12 protein-coding genes are annotated in these 16194 nt (G+C 60.4%); 10 read left to right on the forward strand and 2 right to left on the reverse strand.

Going from position 1 to position 16194, the window contains the following annotated elements:
* A partial coding sequence (locus DBR24_RS03260; RefSeq protein WP_305888818.1) for a M17 family peptidase N-terminal domain-containing protein occupies window positions 1-723 on the reverse strand: 723 nt, incomplete at its 3' end.
* A gap of 308 nt (window positions 724-1031) precedes the next feature.
* Between DBR24_RS03260 and lptF the strand changes: the two genes are divergently transcribed.
* The 8 genes from lptF to pdxJ all read left to right on the forward strand — a co-directional run bounded on the left by lptF (window position 1032) and on the right by pdxJ (window position 9457).
* A complete protein-coding gene (lptF, locus tag DBR24_RS03265) occupies window positions 1032-2153 on the forward strand; it encodes an LPS export ABC transporter permease LptF (protein ID WP_128613868.1) in 1122 nt (373 codons plus the stop codon).
* Window positions 2146-3207 (forward strand): LPS export ABC transporter permease LptG, encoded by a 1062-nt coding sequence (gene lptG / locus DBR24_RS03270; protein ID WP_128613869.1) that lies wholly within the window; start codon window positions 2146-2148, stop codon window positions 3205-3207. The genes lptF and lptG overlap by 8 nt, the downstream gene beginning before the upstream one ends.
* 172 nt (window positions 3208-3379) lie before the next feature.
* Window positions 3380-5176 (forward strand): translation elongation factor 4, encoded by a 1797-nt coding sequence (gene lepA / locus DBR24_RS03275; protein ID WP_085608162.1) that lies wholly within the window; start codon window positions 3380-3382, stop codon window positions 5174-5176.
* A 9-nt stretch (window positions 5177-5185) separates the two neighbouring features.
* Window positions 5186-6040 (forward strand): signal peptidase I, encoded by an 855-nt coding sequence (gene lepB / locus DBR24_RS03280; protein WP_128613870.1) that lies wholly within the window; start codon window positions 5186-5188, stop codon window positions 6038-6040.
* 183 nt (window positions 6041-6223) lie between these two features.
* Window positions 6224-6913: a ribonuclease III gene (rnc, locus tag DBR24_RS03285; protein WP_123464899.1), complete on the forward strand. Its 690-nt coding sequence runs from the start codon at window positions 6224-6226 to the stop codon at window positions 6911-6913.
* Window positions 6906-7808, forward strand: coding sequence for a GTPase Era (gene era, locus DBR24_RS03290; protein WP_064586098.1), 903 nt, complete (start codon window positions 6906-6908; stop codon window positions 7806-7808). Before rnc ends, era begins: the two co-directional genes overlap by 8 nt.
* A gap of 168 nt (window positions 7809-7976) precedes the next feature.
* The gene (gene recO, locus DBR24_RS03300) at window positions 7977-8666 is read left to right on the forward strand and encodes a DNA repair protein RecO (RefSeq protein ID WP_128613872.1); all 690 of its coding nucleotides are present in this window, start codon (window positions 7977-7979) and stop codon (window positions 8664-8666) included.
* Window positions 8667-8713: 47 nt separating this feature from the next.
* The gene (pdxJ, locus tag DBR24_RS03305; RefSeq protein WP_128613873.1) at window positions 8714-9457 is read left to right on the forward strand and encodes a pyridoxine 5'-phosphate synthase; all 744 of its coding nucleotides are present in this window, start codon (window positions 8714-8716) and stop codon (window positions 9455-9457) included.
* Between the two features lie 64 nt (window positions 9458-9521).
* On the opposite strand, the gene mltF is transcribed toward pdxJ, so the two are convergent.
* Entirely contained in the window at window positions 9522-10982 is a 1461-nt protein-coding gene (gene mltF / locus DBR24_RS03310) for a membrane-bound lytic murein transglycosylase MltF (RefSeq protein ID WP_123464908.1), read from the reverse strand.
* A gap of 285 nt (window positions 10983-11267) precedes the next feature.
* Between mltF and purL the strand changes: the two genes are divergently transcribed.
* Window positions 11268-15164 carry a phosphoribosylformylglycinamidine synthase gene (purL, locus tag DBR24_RS03315; RefSeq protein WP_128613874.1) on the forward strand — a complete coding sequence of 1299 codons (3897 nt, stop codon included), beginning with the start codon at window positions 11268-11270 and terminating at the stop codon, window positions 15162-15164.
* A gap of 5 nt (window positions 15165-15169) precedes the next feature.
* Window positions 15170-15481 carry a YqfO family protein gene (locus DBR24_RS03320; RefSeq protein WP_110719097.1) on the forward strand — a complete coding sequence of 104 codons (312 nt, stop codon included), beginning with the start codon at window positions 15170-15172 and terminating at the stop codon, window positions 15479-15481.
* Window positions 15482-16194: the final 713 nt, after the last annotated feature.

Genomic DNA, 16194 nt, shown 5'->3' on the forward strand with positions numbered 1-16194 from the left:
GGCGCTGCCCTGGCCGACGGCGTAGAACGAGCCCATGCCCAGGGATTTGATCTTCTTCTCGTCGAGGACTTCGACTTTCAGATCCTTGAATTCCTTGCCGAGGTTCTTGGCTTGTTCGCCGAGGAACGTCGGGTGGCAGATGTTCGGTGGCAGGTTACCCAGATCACGGGTGAAGGCCATGCCGTTGGCGATCGCGGTGGCGTGATTCACGGCGCGTTGCACTTCGGCTTGAGCAGCCTTGATGGTCAGCAGGGTGATTTTCTTCAGGGCGCGCGGTTCGGCTTTCTGGCTCTTGAACTGGTCGAAGGTGTATTTGCCGTCCACCAGGGTTTCCGCCAGCAGACGGGTCTTGCCGTAGCTGTCGCGGTTTTTCACGATGACTTCATCCAGCGCCAGCACGGCATCGCTGCCGCCCAGGCCTTTGAGGGTGTTGAGGATGCCGGCTACGATTTTGCGGAACGGACGGTCGCCGAGTTCTTCATCCTTGCCCACGCCGACCAGCAGCACACGCTCGGCTTTCAGGTTCGGCAGGCTGTGCAGCAGCAGGCTCTGGCCGACCTTGCCGGCCAGATCGCCACGCTTGAGTACGGCGCTGATCGCGCCACCGCTCAACTCGTCGACCTGTCTGGCGGCGGTGCCGAGTTTGCGGCCTTCGCCGACGGCAACCACCAGGGTGGCGGTTTTCAACGTTTCTGGGCTAACGCTTTTTACAACCAGTTCCATGTCCGGATCCCTGAATGAATGGTCAACACGCAGGCGTTCGACGGTGTCCGCACTCGCCTGCTTATAGATAGAAGAGGCGCAGGCCAAAGCCTGCGACAAGGGCCGCAGTTTGAACCTCGCTCCCCGCGCCTGACAACCCTCGGTTGTACGATCTTCAACGTATTACGCGTGCGGATGAGTGTGCGCAGTGACAGGCGCCCTCAATCACAGGATAATGCCGCATCTTTTTTCGACGGCTCTGCGTTGCGGGCCGGTCGAAGTGTTTGCTTGTTTGGCCGCCTTAGCCTGACAACCCTGGAGTGTCTGGTTTGATCGTCTTCCGTTATCTGTCCCGCGAAGTCCTGTTGACCCTCAGCGCCGTGAGTGCCGTGCTGCTGGTCATCATCATGAGCGGTCGCTTCATCAAATACCTGTCCCAGGCCGCTGCCGGCCAGCTCGATCCGGGCTCGCTGTTCCTGATCATGGGCTATCGCCTGCCGGGCTTCCTGCAGCTGATCCTGCCGCTGGGCCTGTTCCTCGGGATCCTGCTGGCTTACGGTCGGTTGTACCTGGAAAGCGAAATGACCGTGCTCTCGGCCACCGGCATGAGCCAGCAGAAGCTGTTTCGCATGACCCTGTTCCCGGCCACGCTGGTCGCGCTGGTGGTGGCCTGGCTGAGCCTGGGCCTGGCCCCGCAAGGCGCCAACCAGTTCCAGTTGCTGCTGAACAAGCAGGACGCCCTGACCGAATTCGATACCCTCGAGCCGGGTCGCTTCCAGGCCCTGCGCGATGGTACCCGGGTGACCTACACCGAAACCCTGAGCGACGATCGCGTCAACCTCGGCAGTGTGTTCATCTCGCAGAAAAACCTCGGTGCCGATCAGAAGGATCGCGGCATTTCCGTGCTGGTGGCCGAGAAGGGTCGTCAGGAAGCGCGTCCGGATGGCACCCGTTACCTGATTCTCGACAATGGCTATCGCTATGACGGCAGCCCGGGTCAGGCTGATTATCGGGCGATCCACTACGAAACCTACGGCGTACAGTTGCCCAAACCGGAAGTCAGCGAAGAGGTGACAGACCGCGATGCGATGGCGACGTCGACTCTGATGGGCAGCGATGACATTCGTTCGAGGGCCGAGCTGCAATGGCGCCTGTCCCTGCCACTGCTGGTCTTTATCGTGACCCTGATGGCGGTGCCGCTGTCGCGCGTCAACCCGCGTCAAGGGCGTTTCCTCAAGCTGCTGCCGGCGATTCTTCTTTATATGGCTTACCTGACCATCCTGATTGCCGCTCGCGGCGCCCTTGAAAAGGGCAAGTTCCCGCCGGCCCTGGGCTTGTGGTGGGTGCACGCGATCTTCCTGGTCATTGGCCTCGGCCTGTTGTACTGGGAACCTCTGCGCCTGAAGCTGGCCAGCCGTCGTTCCGCTGCGCTGGAGGTGGCTCGTGGTTAAACTCGACCGCTACATCGGCAGCAGTGTGTTCGTGGCGATCATCGCCGTGCTGGCTATCATTCTGGGCCTGGCGACGCTGTTCGCCTTCATCGACGAGATGGGCGATGTCAGCGAAACCTACACGCTGGTCGATGTCCTGAGCTTTGTATTGCTGACCGCGCCACGCCGTCTCTACGAAATGCTGCCAATGGCGGCGTTGATCGGCTGCCTGATCGGCCTCGGCAGTCTGGCCAGCAGCAGCGAACTGACGGTCATGCGTGCGGCCGGTGTGTCCATCGGGCGCATCGTCTGGGCGGTGATGAAACCGATGTTCGTCCTGATGCTGGCGGGCGTGCTGATCGGCGAATACGTTGCGCCGGCCACCGAGAGCATGGCCCAGGCCAACCGCTCGCTGGCCCAAGGCAGCGGCGACGCGCAGAGCGCCAAGCACGGTATGTGGCACCGTCAGGGTGACGAGTTCATCCACATCAACGCCGTGCAACCCAACGGCCTGTTGTATGGCGTGACCCGTTATCAATTCGACAAGGAGCGTCATCTGCTGAGTTCGAGCTTTGCCAAAAAGGCCGAGTTCGACGGCACTTACTGGGAACTCTCCGATGTCGCGACCACTGTGTTTCATGAGCGCAGCACTGAAGTCCTGAATGCGCCGACCGAACGCTGGAATGTTGCCCTGAGCCCGCAATTGCTCAGCACCGTGGTCATGGCGCCTGAATCGCTGTCGATCAGCGGTCTGTGGGGGTACATCCACTATCTGGCCGAGCAGGGCCTGAGCAACGGTCGTTACTGGCTGGCATTTTGGGTCAAGGTGTTGCAGCCGCTGGTCACCGCCGCCCTGGTGCTGATGGCGATTTCCTTCATCTTTGGCCCGTTGCGTTCCGTGACCCTGGGCCAGCGGGTCTTCACCGGCGTGCTGGTCGGGTTTACCTTCCGCATCGTTCAGGATCTGCTGGGGCCTTCAAGCCTGGTATTCGGTTTCTCGCCGCTGTTCGCGGTGCTGGTGCCGGCCGGCGTGTGTGGGCTGGCGGGTGTCTGGCTGCTGCGACGGGCCGGTTGATGGCCCTGTTGTTGTCAGTGCCTTGACTTTGAAAACGCCTCGGTCGACAGATCGGGGCGTTTTCGTATGCAATCCGGGTGACAGGCGAACGTGACGCTTGCGTCGTGTATCAGGTACAATTCCCGGCTATTTTTCGGCGGGCCAAGCCTGCAGCCTTTTTGAGTGTTGATCCGTGAGTGATTTGAGTCATATCCGCAATTTCTCCATCATCGCCCACATTGACCATGGCAAGTCGACGCTGGCTGACCGTTTCATCCAGATGTGCGGTGGCCTGGCCGAGCGTGAAATGGAAGCCCAGGTACTGGATTCCATGGATCTGGAGCGCGAACGCGGGATCACCATCAAGGCCCACAGCGTTACCCTCTATTACAAAGCCAAAGACGGCGTTACCTACCAGCTGAACTTCATTGACACCCCGGGCCACGTCGACTTCACCTACGAAGTCAGCCGTTCCCTGGCGGCGTGTGAAGGTGCCTTGCTGGTGGTCGACGCGGGTCAGGGCGTTGAAGCCCAGTCCGTGGCCAACTGCTACACCGCCATCGAGCAGGGCCTCGAGGTCATGCCGGTGCTGAACAAGATCGACCTGCCACAGGCCGAGCCTGATCGCGTCAAAGACGAGATCGAAAAGATCATCGGCATTGACGCCACCGACGCCGTCACCTGCAGCGCCAAGACGGGCCTGGGTGTCGACGAAGTGCTCGAGCGTCTGGTCGCCACCATTCCTGCGCCGACCGGCAATATCGAAGATCCGCTGCAAGCGCTGATCATCGACTCCTGGTTTGACAACTACCTGGGCGTTGTCTCCCTGGTGCGTGTGCGGCATGGCCGCGTGAAGAAGGGCGACAAAATCCTCGTCAAGTCCACCGGTAAGGTGCACCTGGTCGACAGCGTCGGTGTGTTCAACCCGAAACACACCGCCACCGCTGACCTGAAGGCCGGCGAAGTGGGCTTCATCATCGCCAGCATCAAGGACATTCACGGTGCACCGGTCGGTGACACCCTGACCCTGAGTTCGACCCCGGATGTCCCGGTACTGCCCGGCTTCAAGCGCATCCAGCCACAGGTTTACGCCGGTCTGTTCCCGGTCAGCTCCGACGACTTCGAGGACTTCCGCGAAGCCCTGCAGAAGCTGACCCTTAACGACTCGTCGCTGCAATACACCCCGGAAAGCTCCGACGCCCTGGGCTTCGGTTTCCGTTGCGGCTTCCTCGGCATGCTGCACATGGAGATCATCCAGGAGCGCCTCGAGCGCGAATACGACCTGGACCTGATCACCACGGCACCGACGGTAATTTTCGAGCTGGTGCTGAAAACCGGTGAAACGATTTACGTCGACAACCCGTCGAAGCTGCCAGACGTCTCGGCGATCGAGGACATGCGCGAGCCGATCGTGCGCGCCAACATCCTCGTGCCGCAGGAGCACCTGGGCAACGTCATCACCCTGTGCATCGAGAAGCGCGGCGTTCAAGTCGACATGCTGTTCCTCGGCAATCAGGTACAGGTCACTTACGACCTGCCGATGAACGAAGTGGTCCTGGACTTCTTCGACCGTCTCAAATCCACCAGCCGCGGCTATGCTTCGCTGGATTACCATTTCGATCGTTACCAATCGGCTAATCTGGTGAAACTGGACGTGCTGATCAACGGTGACAAGGTCGATGCCCTGGCGTTGATCGTGCACCGTGACAACTCGCACTTCAAAGGTCGCCAGTTGACTGAGAAGATGAAAGAACTGATTCCTCGTCAGATGTTCGACGTAGCGATCCAGGCCGCTATCGGTGGTCAGATCGTCGCCCGGACAACCGTCAAGGCGCTCAGAAAGAACGTATTGGCCAAATGCTACGGCGGTGACGTAAGCCGTAAGAAGAAACTGCTTGAGAAGCAAAAGGCCGGTAAGAAACGCATGAAGCAGGTCGGCAACGTGGAAATTCCACAAGAAGCCTTCCTTGCCGTGCTCAGGTTGGAATAGTCAGGTCCTATGTCACTAAATTTCCCGCTGTTGCTGGTCATCGCCGTGTTCGTCTGCGGCCTGTTGGCGTTGCTCGATCTGCTGTTCCTGGCGCCGCGTCGGCGTGCTGCCATTGCCTCTTATCAAGGCAGTGTCAGCCAGCCCGAACCCGTGGTGGTCGAAAAGCTGAACAAAGAGCCGCTGCTGGTTGAATACGGCAAGTCGTTCTTCCCGGTGTTGTTCATCGTGCTGGTGCTGCGTTCGTTCCTGGTGGAACCGTTCCAGATCCCGTCCGGTTCGATGAAACCTACCCTGGACGTTGGCGACTTCATTCTGGTGAACAAGTTTTCTTACGGGATCCGCCTGCCGGTGATCGACAAGAAAATCATCGAAGTCGGTGATCCACAGCGTGGCGATGTCATGGTGTTCCGCTATCCGAGCGCCCCGAACGTCAACTACATCAAGCGTGTAGTCGGCCTGCCGGGCGACACGGTACGTTACACCGCTGACAAGCGTCTGCTCGTCAACGGCGAGTCGATTGCCGAGCAATTGGTCGGCTCCGAGCCGGGCACGCTGGGCAGCGCAGAGCTCTACAAGGAAAAACTCGGTGCCGCCGAGCACTTGATCCGCAAGGAAATGAGCCGCTACCGCGCGACCCCGGACCGTTCGTGGACAGTGCCGGCCGGGCACTACTTCATGATGGGCGACAACCGCGACAACTCGAACGACAGTCGTTACTGGGATGATCCGAACATTCCCAAGGATCTGCTGGGCATGGTTCCCGACCAGAATATCGTCGGCAAAGCCTTCGCTGTCTGGATGAGCTGGCCGGAACCGAAACTCAGCCACCTGCCGAATTTCTCGCGGGTTGGCCTGATCAAGTAATCAATCACGGCGCTGTTGACCACAGCGCCGAATGCATTTCTGGAGTCGACACAAATCGGCGCCAGGGCATGAAGCCACGATATTCAGGACGTCATTTTTGAACACAGCGTTAATTGTCCCAGGCCTGCGCCGTACCCCGGCGATGGCGGTGGAATCCAGCCACGAACTCAGCGTGGGTAAACCGTGAGCGTTTCTCTAAGCCGTCTCGAGCGCCAGCTCGGTTACACCTTCAAGGATCAGGAGCTGATGCTCCTGGCCCTCACGCACCGCAGCTTTGCCGGGCGTAACAACGAACGCCTGGAATTCCTCGGCGATGCCATCCTCAATTTCGTCGCCGGCGAGGCGCTGTTCGATCGCTTCCCGCTGGCCCGCGAAGGCCAGTTGTCGCGTTTGCGCGCACGCCTGGTGAAAGGTGAGACGCTGGCCGTACTGGCGCGCGGTTTTGACCTTGGCGATTACTTGCGACTGGGGTCCGGTGAGTTGAAAAGCGGCGGCTTCCGTCGCGAGTCGATTCTGGCCGATGCCCTCGAAGCCTTGATCGGTGCGATCTATCTCGACGCCGGCATGGAAATGGCGCGCGAACGCGTTCTGGCCTGGCTGGCTGGCGAGTTCGAAGGCCTGACGCTGGTCGACACCAACAAGGATCCCAAGACCCGACTGCAGGAACATCTGCAATCGCGTGGTTGCGAACTGCCACGCTACGAAGTGGTGGATATCCAGGGTGAACCGCACTGCCGAACCTTCTTCGTCGAATGCGAAGTGGTCTTACTGAATGAAAAAAGCCGGGGTCAGGGTGTAAGCCGTCGCATTGCCGAACAGGTAGCGGCCGCCGCAGCACTGATTGCCCTGGGCGTGGAGAATGGCAATGACTGATACAAACGCAACTCGCTGTGGCTACGTTGCCATCGTCGGCCGTCCCAACGTCGGCAAGTCGACGCTGCTGAACCACATCCTTGGCCAGAAGCTGGCGATCACCTCGCGCAAGCCGCAGACCACCCGTCACAACATGCTCGGAATCAAGACCGAAGGTGACGTGCAGGCGATCTACGTCGACACCCCCGGCATGCACAAGGGGGGCGAAAAGGCCCTGAACCGCTACATGAACAAGACCGCTTCGGCGGCGTTGAAAGACGTCGACGTGGTGATCTTCGTGGTCGACCGCACCAAGTGGACCGAAGAAGACCAGATGGTCCTGGAGCGCGTGCAGTACGTGACCGGCCCGCTGATCGTTGCGCTGAACAAGACCGACCGCATCGAAGACAAGGCCGAGCTGATGCCGCACCTGTCGTGGTTGCAGGAACAGCTGCCGAACGCGCAGATCATCCCGATTTCCGCGCAGCACGGGCATAACCTCGAAGCGCTGGAAAAGGTCATTGCCGATCATCTGCCGGAGAACGATCACTTCTTCCCGGAAGACCAGATCACCGACCGCAGCAGCCGTTTCCTTGCCGCCGAACTGGTGCGCGAGAAAATCATGCGCCAGATGGGTGCCGAGCTGCCGTACCAGATCACCGTCGAGATCGAAGAGTTCAAGCAGCAGGGCAAAACCCTGCACATTCACGCGCTGATCCTCGTTGAGCGTGACGGGCAGAAGAAGATCATCATTGGCGACAAGGGCGAGCGCATCAAACGCATCGGCACCGAAGCGCGCAAGGACATGGAGCTGCTGTTCGACTCCAAGATCATGCTCAACCTGTGGGTCAAGGTGAAGGGCGGCTGGTCCGACGACGAGCGTGCACTGCGTTCGCTGGGTTACGGCGACCTGTAATCACCGATCCAGAGAACACCGATACCCACTGTGGGAGCGAGCTTGCTCGCGAAGAGGATGTAACATTCAGCATTGATGTTGACTGTCACACCGAATTCGCGAGCAAGCTCGCTCCCACATTGGTTTTTGGGGTGAATATAAAGCCGCGTTTTTATCAATGAGAACTCCATGTCCTCAACACCACCTCCCGTCCAACCCGCCTATGTCTTGCATTCTCGCGCCTACCGCGAAACCAGCGCCTTGGTGGATTTCCTCACGCCGCAAGGGCGGCTGCGGGCGGTGTTGCGCAGTGCACGGGGCAAGGCCGGGACGTTGGCGCGGCCGTTCGTGCCGCTGGAAGTGGAGTTTCGTGGCAAGGGTGAGCTGAAGAATGTCGGGCGCATGGAAAGTGCCGGCAATGCGACCTGGATGGTCGGCGAGGCGCTGTTCAGCGGCCTCTATCTCAACGAATTGCTGATCCGTCTGCTGCCGGCTGAAGATCCGCACCCTGGCGTGTTCGATCATTACGCGGCGACCTTGTTGGCTCTGGCCGAGGGCCGACCGCTGGAGCCGTTGCTGCGCTCCTTCGAGTGGCGGTTGCTCGACGATCTCGGTTACGGCTTTGCCCTGAACACCGACATCCATGGCGAGTCTGTCGCGCCAGACGGTCTCTATCGTCTGCAAGTCGATGCCGGTCTTGAGCGAGTCTTTCTGTTGCAGCCAGGCCTGTTCAACGGTACCGAGCTGCTGGCCATGGCCGAAGCCGACTGGTCCGCTCCCGGCGCACTGTCTGCCGCCAAGCGCTTGATGCGTCAGGCACTGGCGGTGCATCTGGGCGGCCGTCCGCTCGTGAGTCGCGAACTGTTTCGCAAGCCCTGATCACCCCGTATGCTGTGCGCCGAATCTCTCATTTCAGGAGCGCACCCGTGACCACCAGCAATCGCATTCTTCTTGGCGTGAACATCGACCACGTCGCCACCCTGCGTCAGGCCCGTGGCACGCGCTACCCGGACCCGGTCAAGGCGGCACTGGACGCGGAAGAGGCGGGCGCCGACGGCATCACCGTGCACCTGCGCGAAGACCGCCGGCACATTCAGGAGCGCGATGTCTTGCTGCTCAAGGACGTGCTGCAGACCCGCATGAACTTCGAAATGGGTGTCACCGAAGAAATGATGGCGTTCGCTGAGCGCATCCGCCCGGCGCATATTTGCCTGGTGCCGGAAACCCGTCAGGAGCTGACCACCGAAGGCGGTCTGGATGTAGCGGGGCAGGAGGAACGCATCAAGGCAGCGGTTGAGCGTCTGTCGAAGATGGGTAGCGAAGTGTCGCTGTTCATTGATGCCGACGAGCGTCAGATTGCCGCGTCGAAGCGCGTTGGCGCACCGGCAATCGAGCTGCACACCGGGCGTTATGCCGATGCCGAAACACCGACCGAGGTCGCTGAAGAATTGAAGCGGGTGGCGGACGGTGTGGCGTTTGGTCTGGCGCAGGGCCTGATCGTCAACGCCGGGCATGGCCTGCACTATCACAACGTTGAAGCCGTGGCAGCGATCAAGGGTATCAACGAACTGAACATCGGCCATGCGCTGGTGGCACATGCGTTGTTCGTCGGCTTCAAGTCCGCTGTGTCCGAGATGAAAGCGCTGATTCTGGCTGCCGCCAAGCACTAAGCAACCACACAAAACCCCTGTAGGCGCGAGCAGGCTCACGCCTGCAATTGATTTGGGGTGTTGGTTAAAGCGGGGCAGGCTCTTGAGCCGGTTTGGATTTGTCGATCCCCGGCACGTGCAGATTGCCCTCGGCCACCTGATCGCCTTCAAGCTGCGGCTGGGTCACCCAGGTGAGGATGTCGTAGTAGCGACGGATGTTCGCCACGAAATGCACTGGCTCGCCACCGCGGGCGTAACCGTAGCGGGTCTTGCTGTACCACTGCTTCTGCGACAGGCGCGGCAGGATCTTCTTCACATCCAGCCATTTATCCGGGTTCAACCCTTCCTTGGCCGTCAGTTTGCGTGCGTCATCGAGGTGACCGCTGCCGACGTTGTACGCCGCCAGTGCAAACCAGGTGCGGTCCGGTTCCTTGATCGAATCGTCGAGCTGATCCTTCATATACGCCAGGTACTTGGCGCCGCCCATGATGCTCTGCTTCGGATCTAGGCGGTTGGACACGCCCATCGCCTGCGCCGTGTTCTGGGTCAGCATCATCAACCCGCGCACACCGGTCTTGGACGTGACGGCCGGTTGCCACAGCGATTCCTGATAACCAATGGCCGCCAGCAGGCGCCAGTCGACTTTCTCTTTTTTCGCGTAGTTCTTGAAGTGTTGCTCGTACTTGGGCAGGCGCTGCTGCAAGTGCTGGGCGAACGTGGTGGCGCCCATGTAGCCGAGGACATCGACGTGGCCGTAATAACGGTCTTTCAGGCGCTGCAAGGTGCCGTTCTTCTGCACCTTGTCGAGGTAGGCGTTGATCTCGTTGAGCAGGCTGTTGTCTTCGCCGGCGGCCACCGCCCAGCTCTGGCTGCGCGCGTCGCCGAGGTCGAAGGCCACGCGGATGTTGGTGAAGTACACCTGGTTCATCGCCACTTCATTGGAGTCGACTAGGGTCAGGTCGATCTGACCTTCATCGACCATGCGCAACAGATCGACCACTTCCACCGCGTCGGATTCTTCGTACTCGATACCGGGAAATTTCTTTTTCAGTTCGGCCAGTTGTTCGGCGTGGGTGCTGCCTTTGAGCACCATGATCTTCTTGCCGACCAGATCGCCGGGATCGGTAGGCCGCGACTGGCCGTTGCGATAAATGATCTGCGGGGTGACTTCGAGGTAGGCGTGGGAGAACCGCACCTGCTTCTTGCGATCTTCACTGCTGACCAGGCCGGCCGCTGCCAGTACCGGGCCGTTCGGTTTACCGATCTGGTCGAACAAGTCGTCGAGGTTGTCGGCGGTCTCGATCTTCAGCTCGACCCCCAAATCGTCGGCGAAGCGCTTCACCAGCTCGTATTCGAAGCCGGTTTCACCGCTGCGATCCTGAAAGTAGGTGGCGGGGCTGTTACGGGTAATCACCCGCAGCACACCATCCTCCTTTACGCGCTCGAGTGTGTTGGGTTTATCAACACAACCACCGAGCATCAGGAAGAGTCCGGTTGCGATCAGCCATTTGGCGTACCGCGGACGCAAAGCCGTTGGGAAAAACATCTGCGCAGTATACGCAAACGGCTGCGGGCGCCATATCTCGACAGTGAAGGGCTTGTCTGCTAGAGATCACAAAACCGGACGAAACCCCGCAGAAATGGGGCTCAAGGGCATTTTGTTACAGTAAAAATAAGCCGGCGTTGCCCAGCCGATAAATCTGACTTCAAAGGCAGAAACACAGATTGATACCCGAGTGCAACCGTGCGTAGCGTTTCGGGTGATGTTGAGGGCGGTTTAGGCTAGAATGCACGGCCTCAAAGCACACCCCTTCCCGAGGCTGTCCCGAAGATGTTGATCCTGCGCGGCGCTCCTGCCCTTTCTGCCTTTCGCCACAGCAAACTCCTTGAGCAACTGAGCCAGAAGGTTCCAGCTGTCAGTGGCCTGTATGCTGAATTCGCTCACTTCGCCGAAGTCACCGGCGTCCTGACCGGCGACGAACAGCAGGTGCTTGCGCGCCTTCTGAAGTACGGTCCAAGCGTTCCGGTACAAGAGCCGACCGGCCGTCTGTTTCTGGTGTTGCCGCGTTTCGGCACCATCTCGCCATGGTCGAGCAAGGCCAGCGACATCGCCCGCAACTGCGGCCTGAGCAAGATCCAGCGCCTGGAGCGCGGCATCGCGTTCTACGTGGCCGGCCAGTTCAGCGACACCGAAGCGCAGCAGATTGCCGACGTGCTGCATGACCGCATGACCCAGATTGTCCTGGGCAATCTGGAACAGGCCGCCGGTCTGTTCAGCCACGCCGAACCGAAGCCGCTGACCGCGATCGACATCCTTGGTGGCGGCCGCGCCGCGCTGGAAAAGGCCAACACCGAGCTGGGCCTGGCCCTGGCCGAAGACGAGATCGACTATCTGGTCAACGCCTTCAACGGTCTCAAGCGCAACCCGCACGACATCGAACTGATGATGTTCGCTCAGGCCAACTCCGAGCACTGCCGCCACAAGATCTTCAACGCCAGTTGGGATATTGACGGCGAGAGCCAGGAAAAAAGCCTGTTCGGCATGATCAAGAACACTTATCAGATGCACAACGAAGGCGTGTTGTCTGCTTATAAGGACAACGCTTCGGTGATCGTCGGCAACGTCGCTGGCCGCTTCTTCCCGGATCCGGAAACCCGCCAGTACGGCGCGGTGCAGGAGCCGGTGCACATCCTGATGAAGGTTGAAACCCACAACCACCCGACTGCGATTGCCCCGTTCCCGGGCGCATCCACCGGTTCCGGTGGCGAGATCCGCGACGAAGGTGCAACCGGTCGCGGCGCCAAGCCAAAGGCCGGCCTGACCGGTTTCACCGTATCGAACTTGCAAATCCCGGGCTTCGAACAGCCGTGGGAAGTGCCGTACGGCAAGCCGGAGCGCATCGTTACCGCACTGGACATCATGATCGAGGGCCCGCTCGGCGGCGCCGCGTTCAACAACGAATTCGGCCGTCCGGCCCTGACCGGCTACTTCCGTACCTTCGAACAGTCGATCAGCACCCCGCACGGTGACGAGGTTCGCGGTTACCACAAGCCGATCATGTTGGCCGGCGGCATGGGCAACATCCGCGAAGAACACGTCAAGAAAGGCGAGATCGTGGTCGGCTCCAAGCTGATCGTGCTCGGCGGCCCGGCGATGCTCATCGGTCTGGGTGGCGGCGCCGCTTCTTCCATGGCCACTGGCACCAGCTCGGCAGATCTGGACTTCGCTTCCGTACAGCGTGAAAACCCTGAAATGGAGCGTCGCTGCCAGGAAGTCATCGACCGTTGCTGGCAGCTGGGCGACAAGAACCCGATCAGCTTCATCCACGACGTGGGTGCGGGCGGTCTGTCCAACGCCTTCCCGGAACTGGTCAACGACGGCGACCGCGGTGGCCGTTTCGAACTGCGCAACATTCCAAACGACGAGCCGGGCATGGCCCCGCACGAAATCTGGTCCAACGAATCCCAGGAGCGTTACGTTCTGGCGGTCGGCCCGGAAGACTTCGAGCGCTTCCAGGCGATCTGCGAACGCGAGCGCTGCCCGTTTGCAGTAGTCGGTGAAGCCACCGCCGAACCGCAACTGAGCGTGACCGACAGTCACTTCGGCAACAACCCGGTGGACATGCCGCTGGAAGTGTTGCTGGGCAAAGCCCCGCGCATGCACCGTTCGGTGGTTCGTGAAGCAGAACTGGGCGATGACTTCGATCCGTCGAACCTCGACATCAGCGAGTCCATCGAACGCGTTCTGCATCACCCGGCCGTGGCGAGCAAGAGCTTCCTGATCACCATCGGCGACCGCACGATCACCGGCCTCGTGGCCCGTGACCAGATGGTTGGCCCATGGCAGGTTCCGGTGGCCGACGTTGCGGTCACCGCCACCAGCTTCGACGTCTACACCGGTGAAGCGATGGCGATGGGCGAGCGTACTCCGCTGGCTCTGCTGGACGCTCCGGCTTCGGGCCGCATGGCCATCGGCGAAACCCTGACCAACATTGCCGCTTCGCGCATCAACAAGATCTCCGACATCAAATTGTCGGCGAACTGGATGTCCGCTGCCGGTCACCCGGGCGAAGACGCACGTCTGTACGACACCGTGAAAGCGGTCGGTATGGAATTGTGCCCTGAGCTGGGCATCACCATCCCGGTGGGCAAGGACTCGATGTCCATGGCCACCCGCTGGAACGACAACGGCGAAGAAAAAACCGTGACCTCGCCGATGTCGCTGATCGTGACCGGTTTCGCGCCAGTGGCTGACATTCGTCAGACCCTGACCCCGGAACTGCGCATGGACAAGGGCACCACCGACCTGATCCTGATCGACCTCGGTCGCGGCCAGAACCGTATGGGCGCCTCGATCCTTGCGCAGGTTCACGGCAAGCTTGGCAAACACGCGCCGGACGTCGATGACGCCGAAGACCTGAAAGCCTTCTTCGCGGTGATCCAGGGCCTCAACGCCGACGGTCACTTGCTGGCTTACCACGACCGTTCCGACGGTGGTCTGCTGACTTCCGTGGTGGAAATGGCCTTTGCCGGCCACTGCGGTCTGAGCCTGAACCTCGACAGCGTTGCCGAGTCCTCGGCAGAAATCGCTGCGATCCTGTTCAACGAAGAACTGGGCGCCGTGATCCAGGTTCGTCAGGACGCAACGCCAGACATCCTCGCGCAATTCAGCGCGGCCGGTCTGGGCGACTGCGTGTCGGTGATCGGTCAGCCGATGAACAATGGCCAGATCAACATCACCTTCAACGGTGACACTGTGTTCGAAGGCCAGCGTCGTCTGCTGCAACGTCAGTGGGCCGAGACCAGCTACCAGATCCAGCGTCTGCGTGACAACGCCGACTGCGCCGAGCAAGAGTTCGACGTGCTGCTGGAAGAAGACAACCCGGGCCTGAGCGTCAAGCTGAGCTACGACGTCAACCAGGACATCGCCGCGCCTTACATCAAGAAAGGCATCCGCCCACAGGTTGCCGTGCTGCGTGAGCAGGGCGTCAACGGTCAGGTGGAAATGGCCGCCGCGTTCGATCGTGCCGGTTTCAACGCGATCGACGTGCACATGAGCGACATTCTCGCTGGCCGTGTCGACCTGAACGAGTTCAAAGGTCTGGTGGCTTGCGGTGGTTTCTCCTACGGCGACGTGCTCGGCGCCGGTGAGGGCTGGGCCAAGTCGGCACTGTTCAACAGCCGCGCCCGCGATGCGTTCCAGGGCTTCTTCGAGCGTAACGACAGCTTCACCCTCGGCGTGTGCAACGGTTGCCAGATGATGTCCAACCTGCACGAGCTGATTCCGGGCAGCGAGTTCTGGCCGCACTTCGTGCGTAACCGTTCCGAGCAGTTCGAAGCGCGTGTAGCGATGGTGCAGATTCAGGAATCGAACTCGATCTTCCTGCAGGGCATGGCCGGCTCGCGTATGCCGATCGCCATCGCTCACGGTGAAGGGCATGCCGAGTTCTCCAGCGAAGAAGCATTGCTGGAAGCCGATCTGTCGGGTTGCGTGGCGATGCGTTTCGTCGACAACCACGGCAAGGTCACCGAAGCCTACCCGGCCAACCCGAACGGTTCGCCGCGCGGGATCACCGGCCTCACCAGCCGCGACGGTCGCGTGACGATCATGATGCCGCACCCGGAGCGTGTGTTCCGCGCGGTGCAGAACTCGTGGCGTTCGGAAGACTGGACCGAGGATGCTCCTTGGATGCGCATGTTCCGTAACGCGCGCGTCTGGGTGAACTAAGGCCTGTGTACAAGCTGGCGTTTTTTGTTCCTGACAGTCATGTCGAGGTGGTTAAAGGGGCTGTGTTCGCTGCCGGTGGTGGGCGGATCGGTGACTATGACCACTGTGCGTGGCAGGTGCTTGGGTCTGGCCAGTTTCGACCGTTGGACGGCAGTCAGCCGTTCGTTGGCGAGGCGGGGCAGGTTGAGCGGGTTGAGGAATGGAAGGTTGAGCTTGTGGTGGCGGATGAGTTGATCGTGGCTGTTGTGGCGGCGTTGAAGCTCAGTCATCCGTACGAGACGCCGGCTTATGAGGTGTGGCGGCTGGAAGATTTCTGATCTTTCTTGCTGCTTAAACAGGAAGCCCGCAGATGAGTGATTGTCTGCGGGTTTTTTGTTGCCTGCGATTTGGAGGGCGACTTCATTCCACTGTGGGAGCTGGCTTGCCAGCGATGGCGCCCTTATAGGCGACCATGCTCTGGCTGACTGCGTGAATATCCGTTTCTTTGGGTGCTGCGGCTGGCGGTTCCGCCCTTACGGCGGGTCACTTTTTACAGACGCCTAAAAAGTAACCAAAAACGCTTGCCCCAACGTTCGGCCCGCTCGCTGAGGCTCGGGGTTCCTTCGCTCCGGGATTGATCCGGGCGCATCGCCTCCGGTTTGCTTCGCTGCACCTCCTCTCGATGTGTTCGACTTCGTCGAACGGTCGCTGCGCTCCCACCCCCGGATCAATCCCGGAACGAAGCCTGCCGACGGGGCCGGTGGATCAAGATCAAGATCAAGAGCAGGCGAGCTGACACTCGGCCTATTGAGTGGTGAAGAGCGGGTGTTCGGCGTTGGTTTTGTGGTGGATTCGCCCCTCATCGGAACGCCGCCCGCCCAGCCCTCTCCCGAGGGAGAGGGGGCCGATTTTTGGGCTTTTCAGGATATGAGTTCGACTCGGTATTTCACGTCGACGTACATCCACCAAACACCTCGGTTCAGTCCCCTCTCCCTCTGGGTTGTATGTACCGGACACATGGTGGACAGGTGTTCGGAGACATGGTGGACAC

It is taken from the genome of Pseudomonas sp. HMWF006, from assembly GCF_003061205.1.
Taxonomy (GTDB): Bacteria; Pseudomonadota; Gammaproteobacteria; order Pseudomonadales; family Pseudomonadaceae; genus Aquipseudomonas; species Aquipseudomonas monsensis.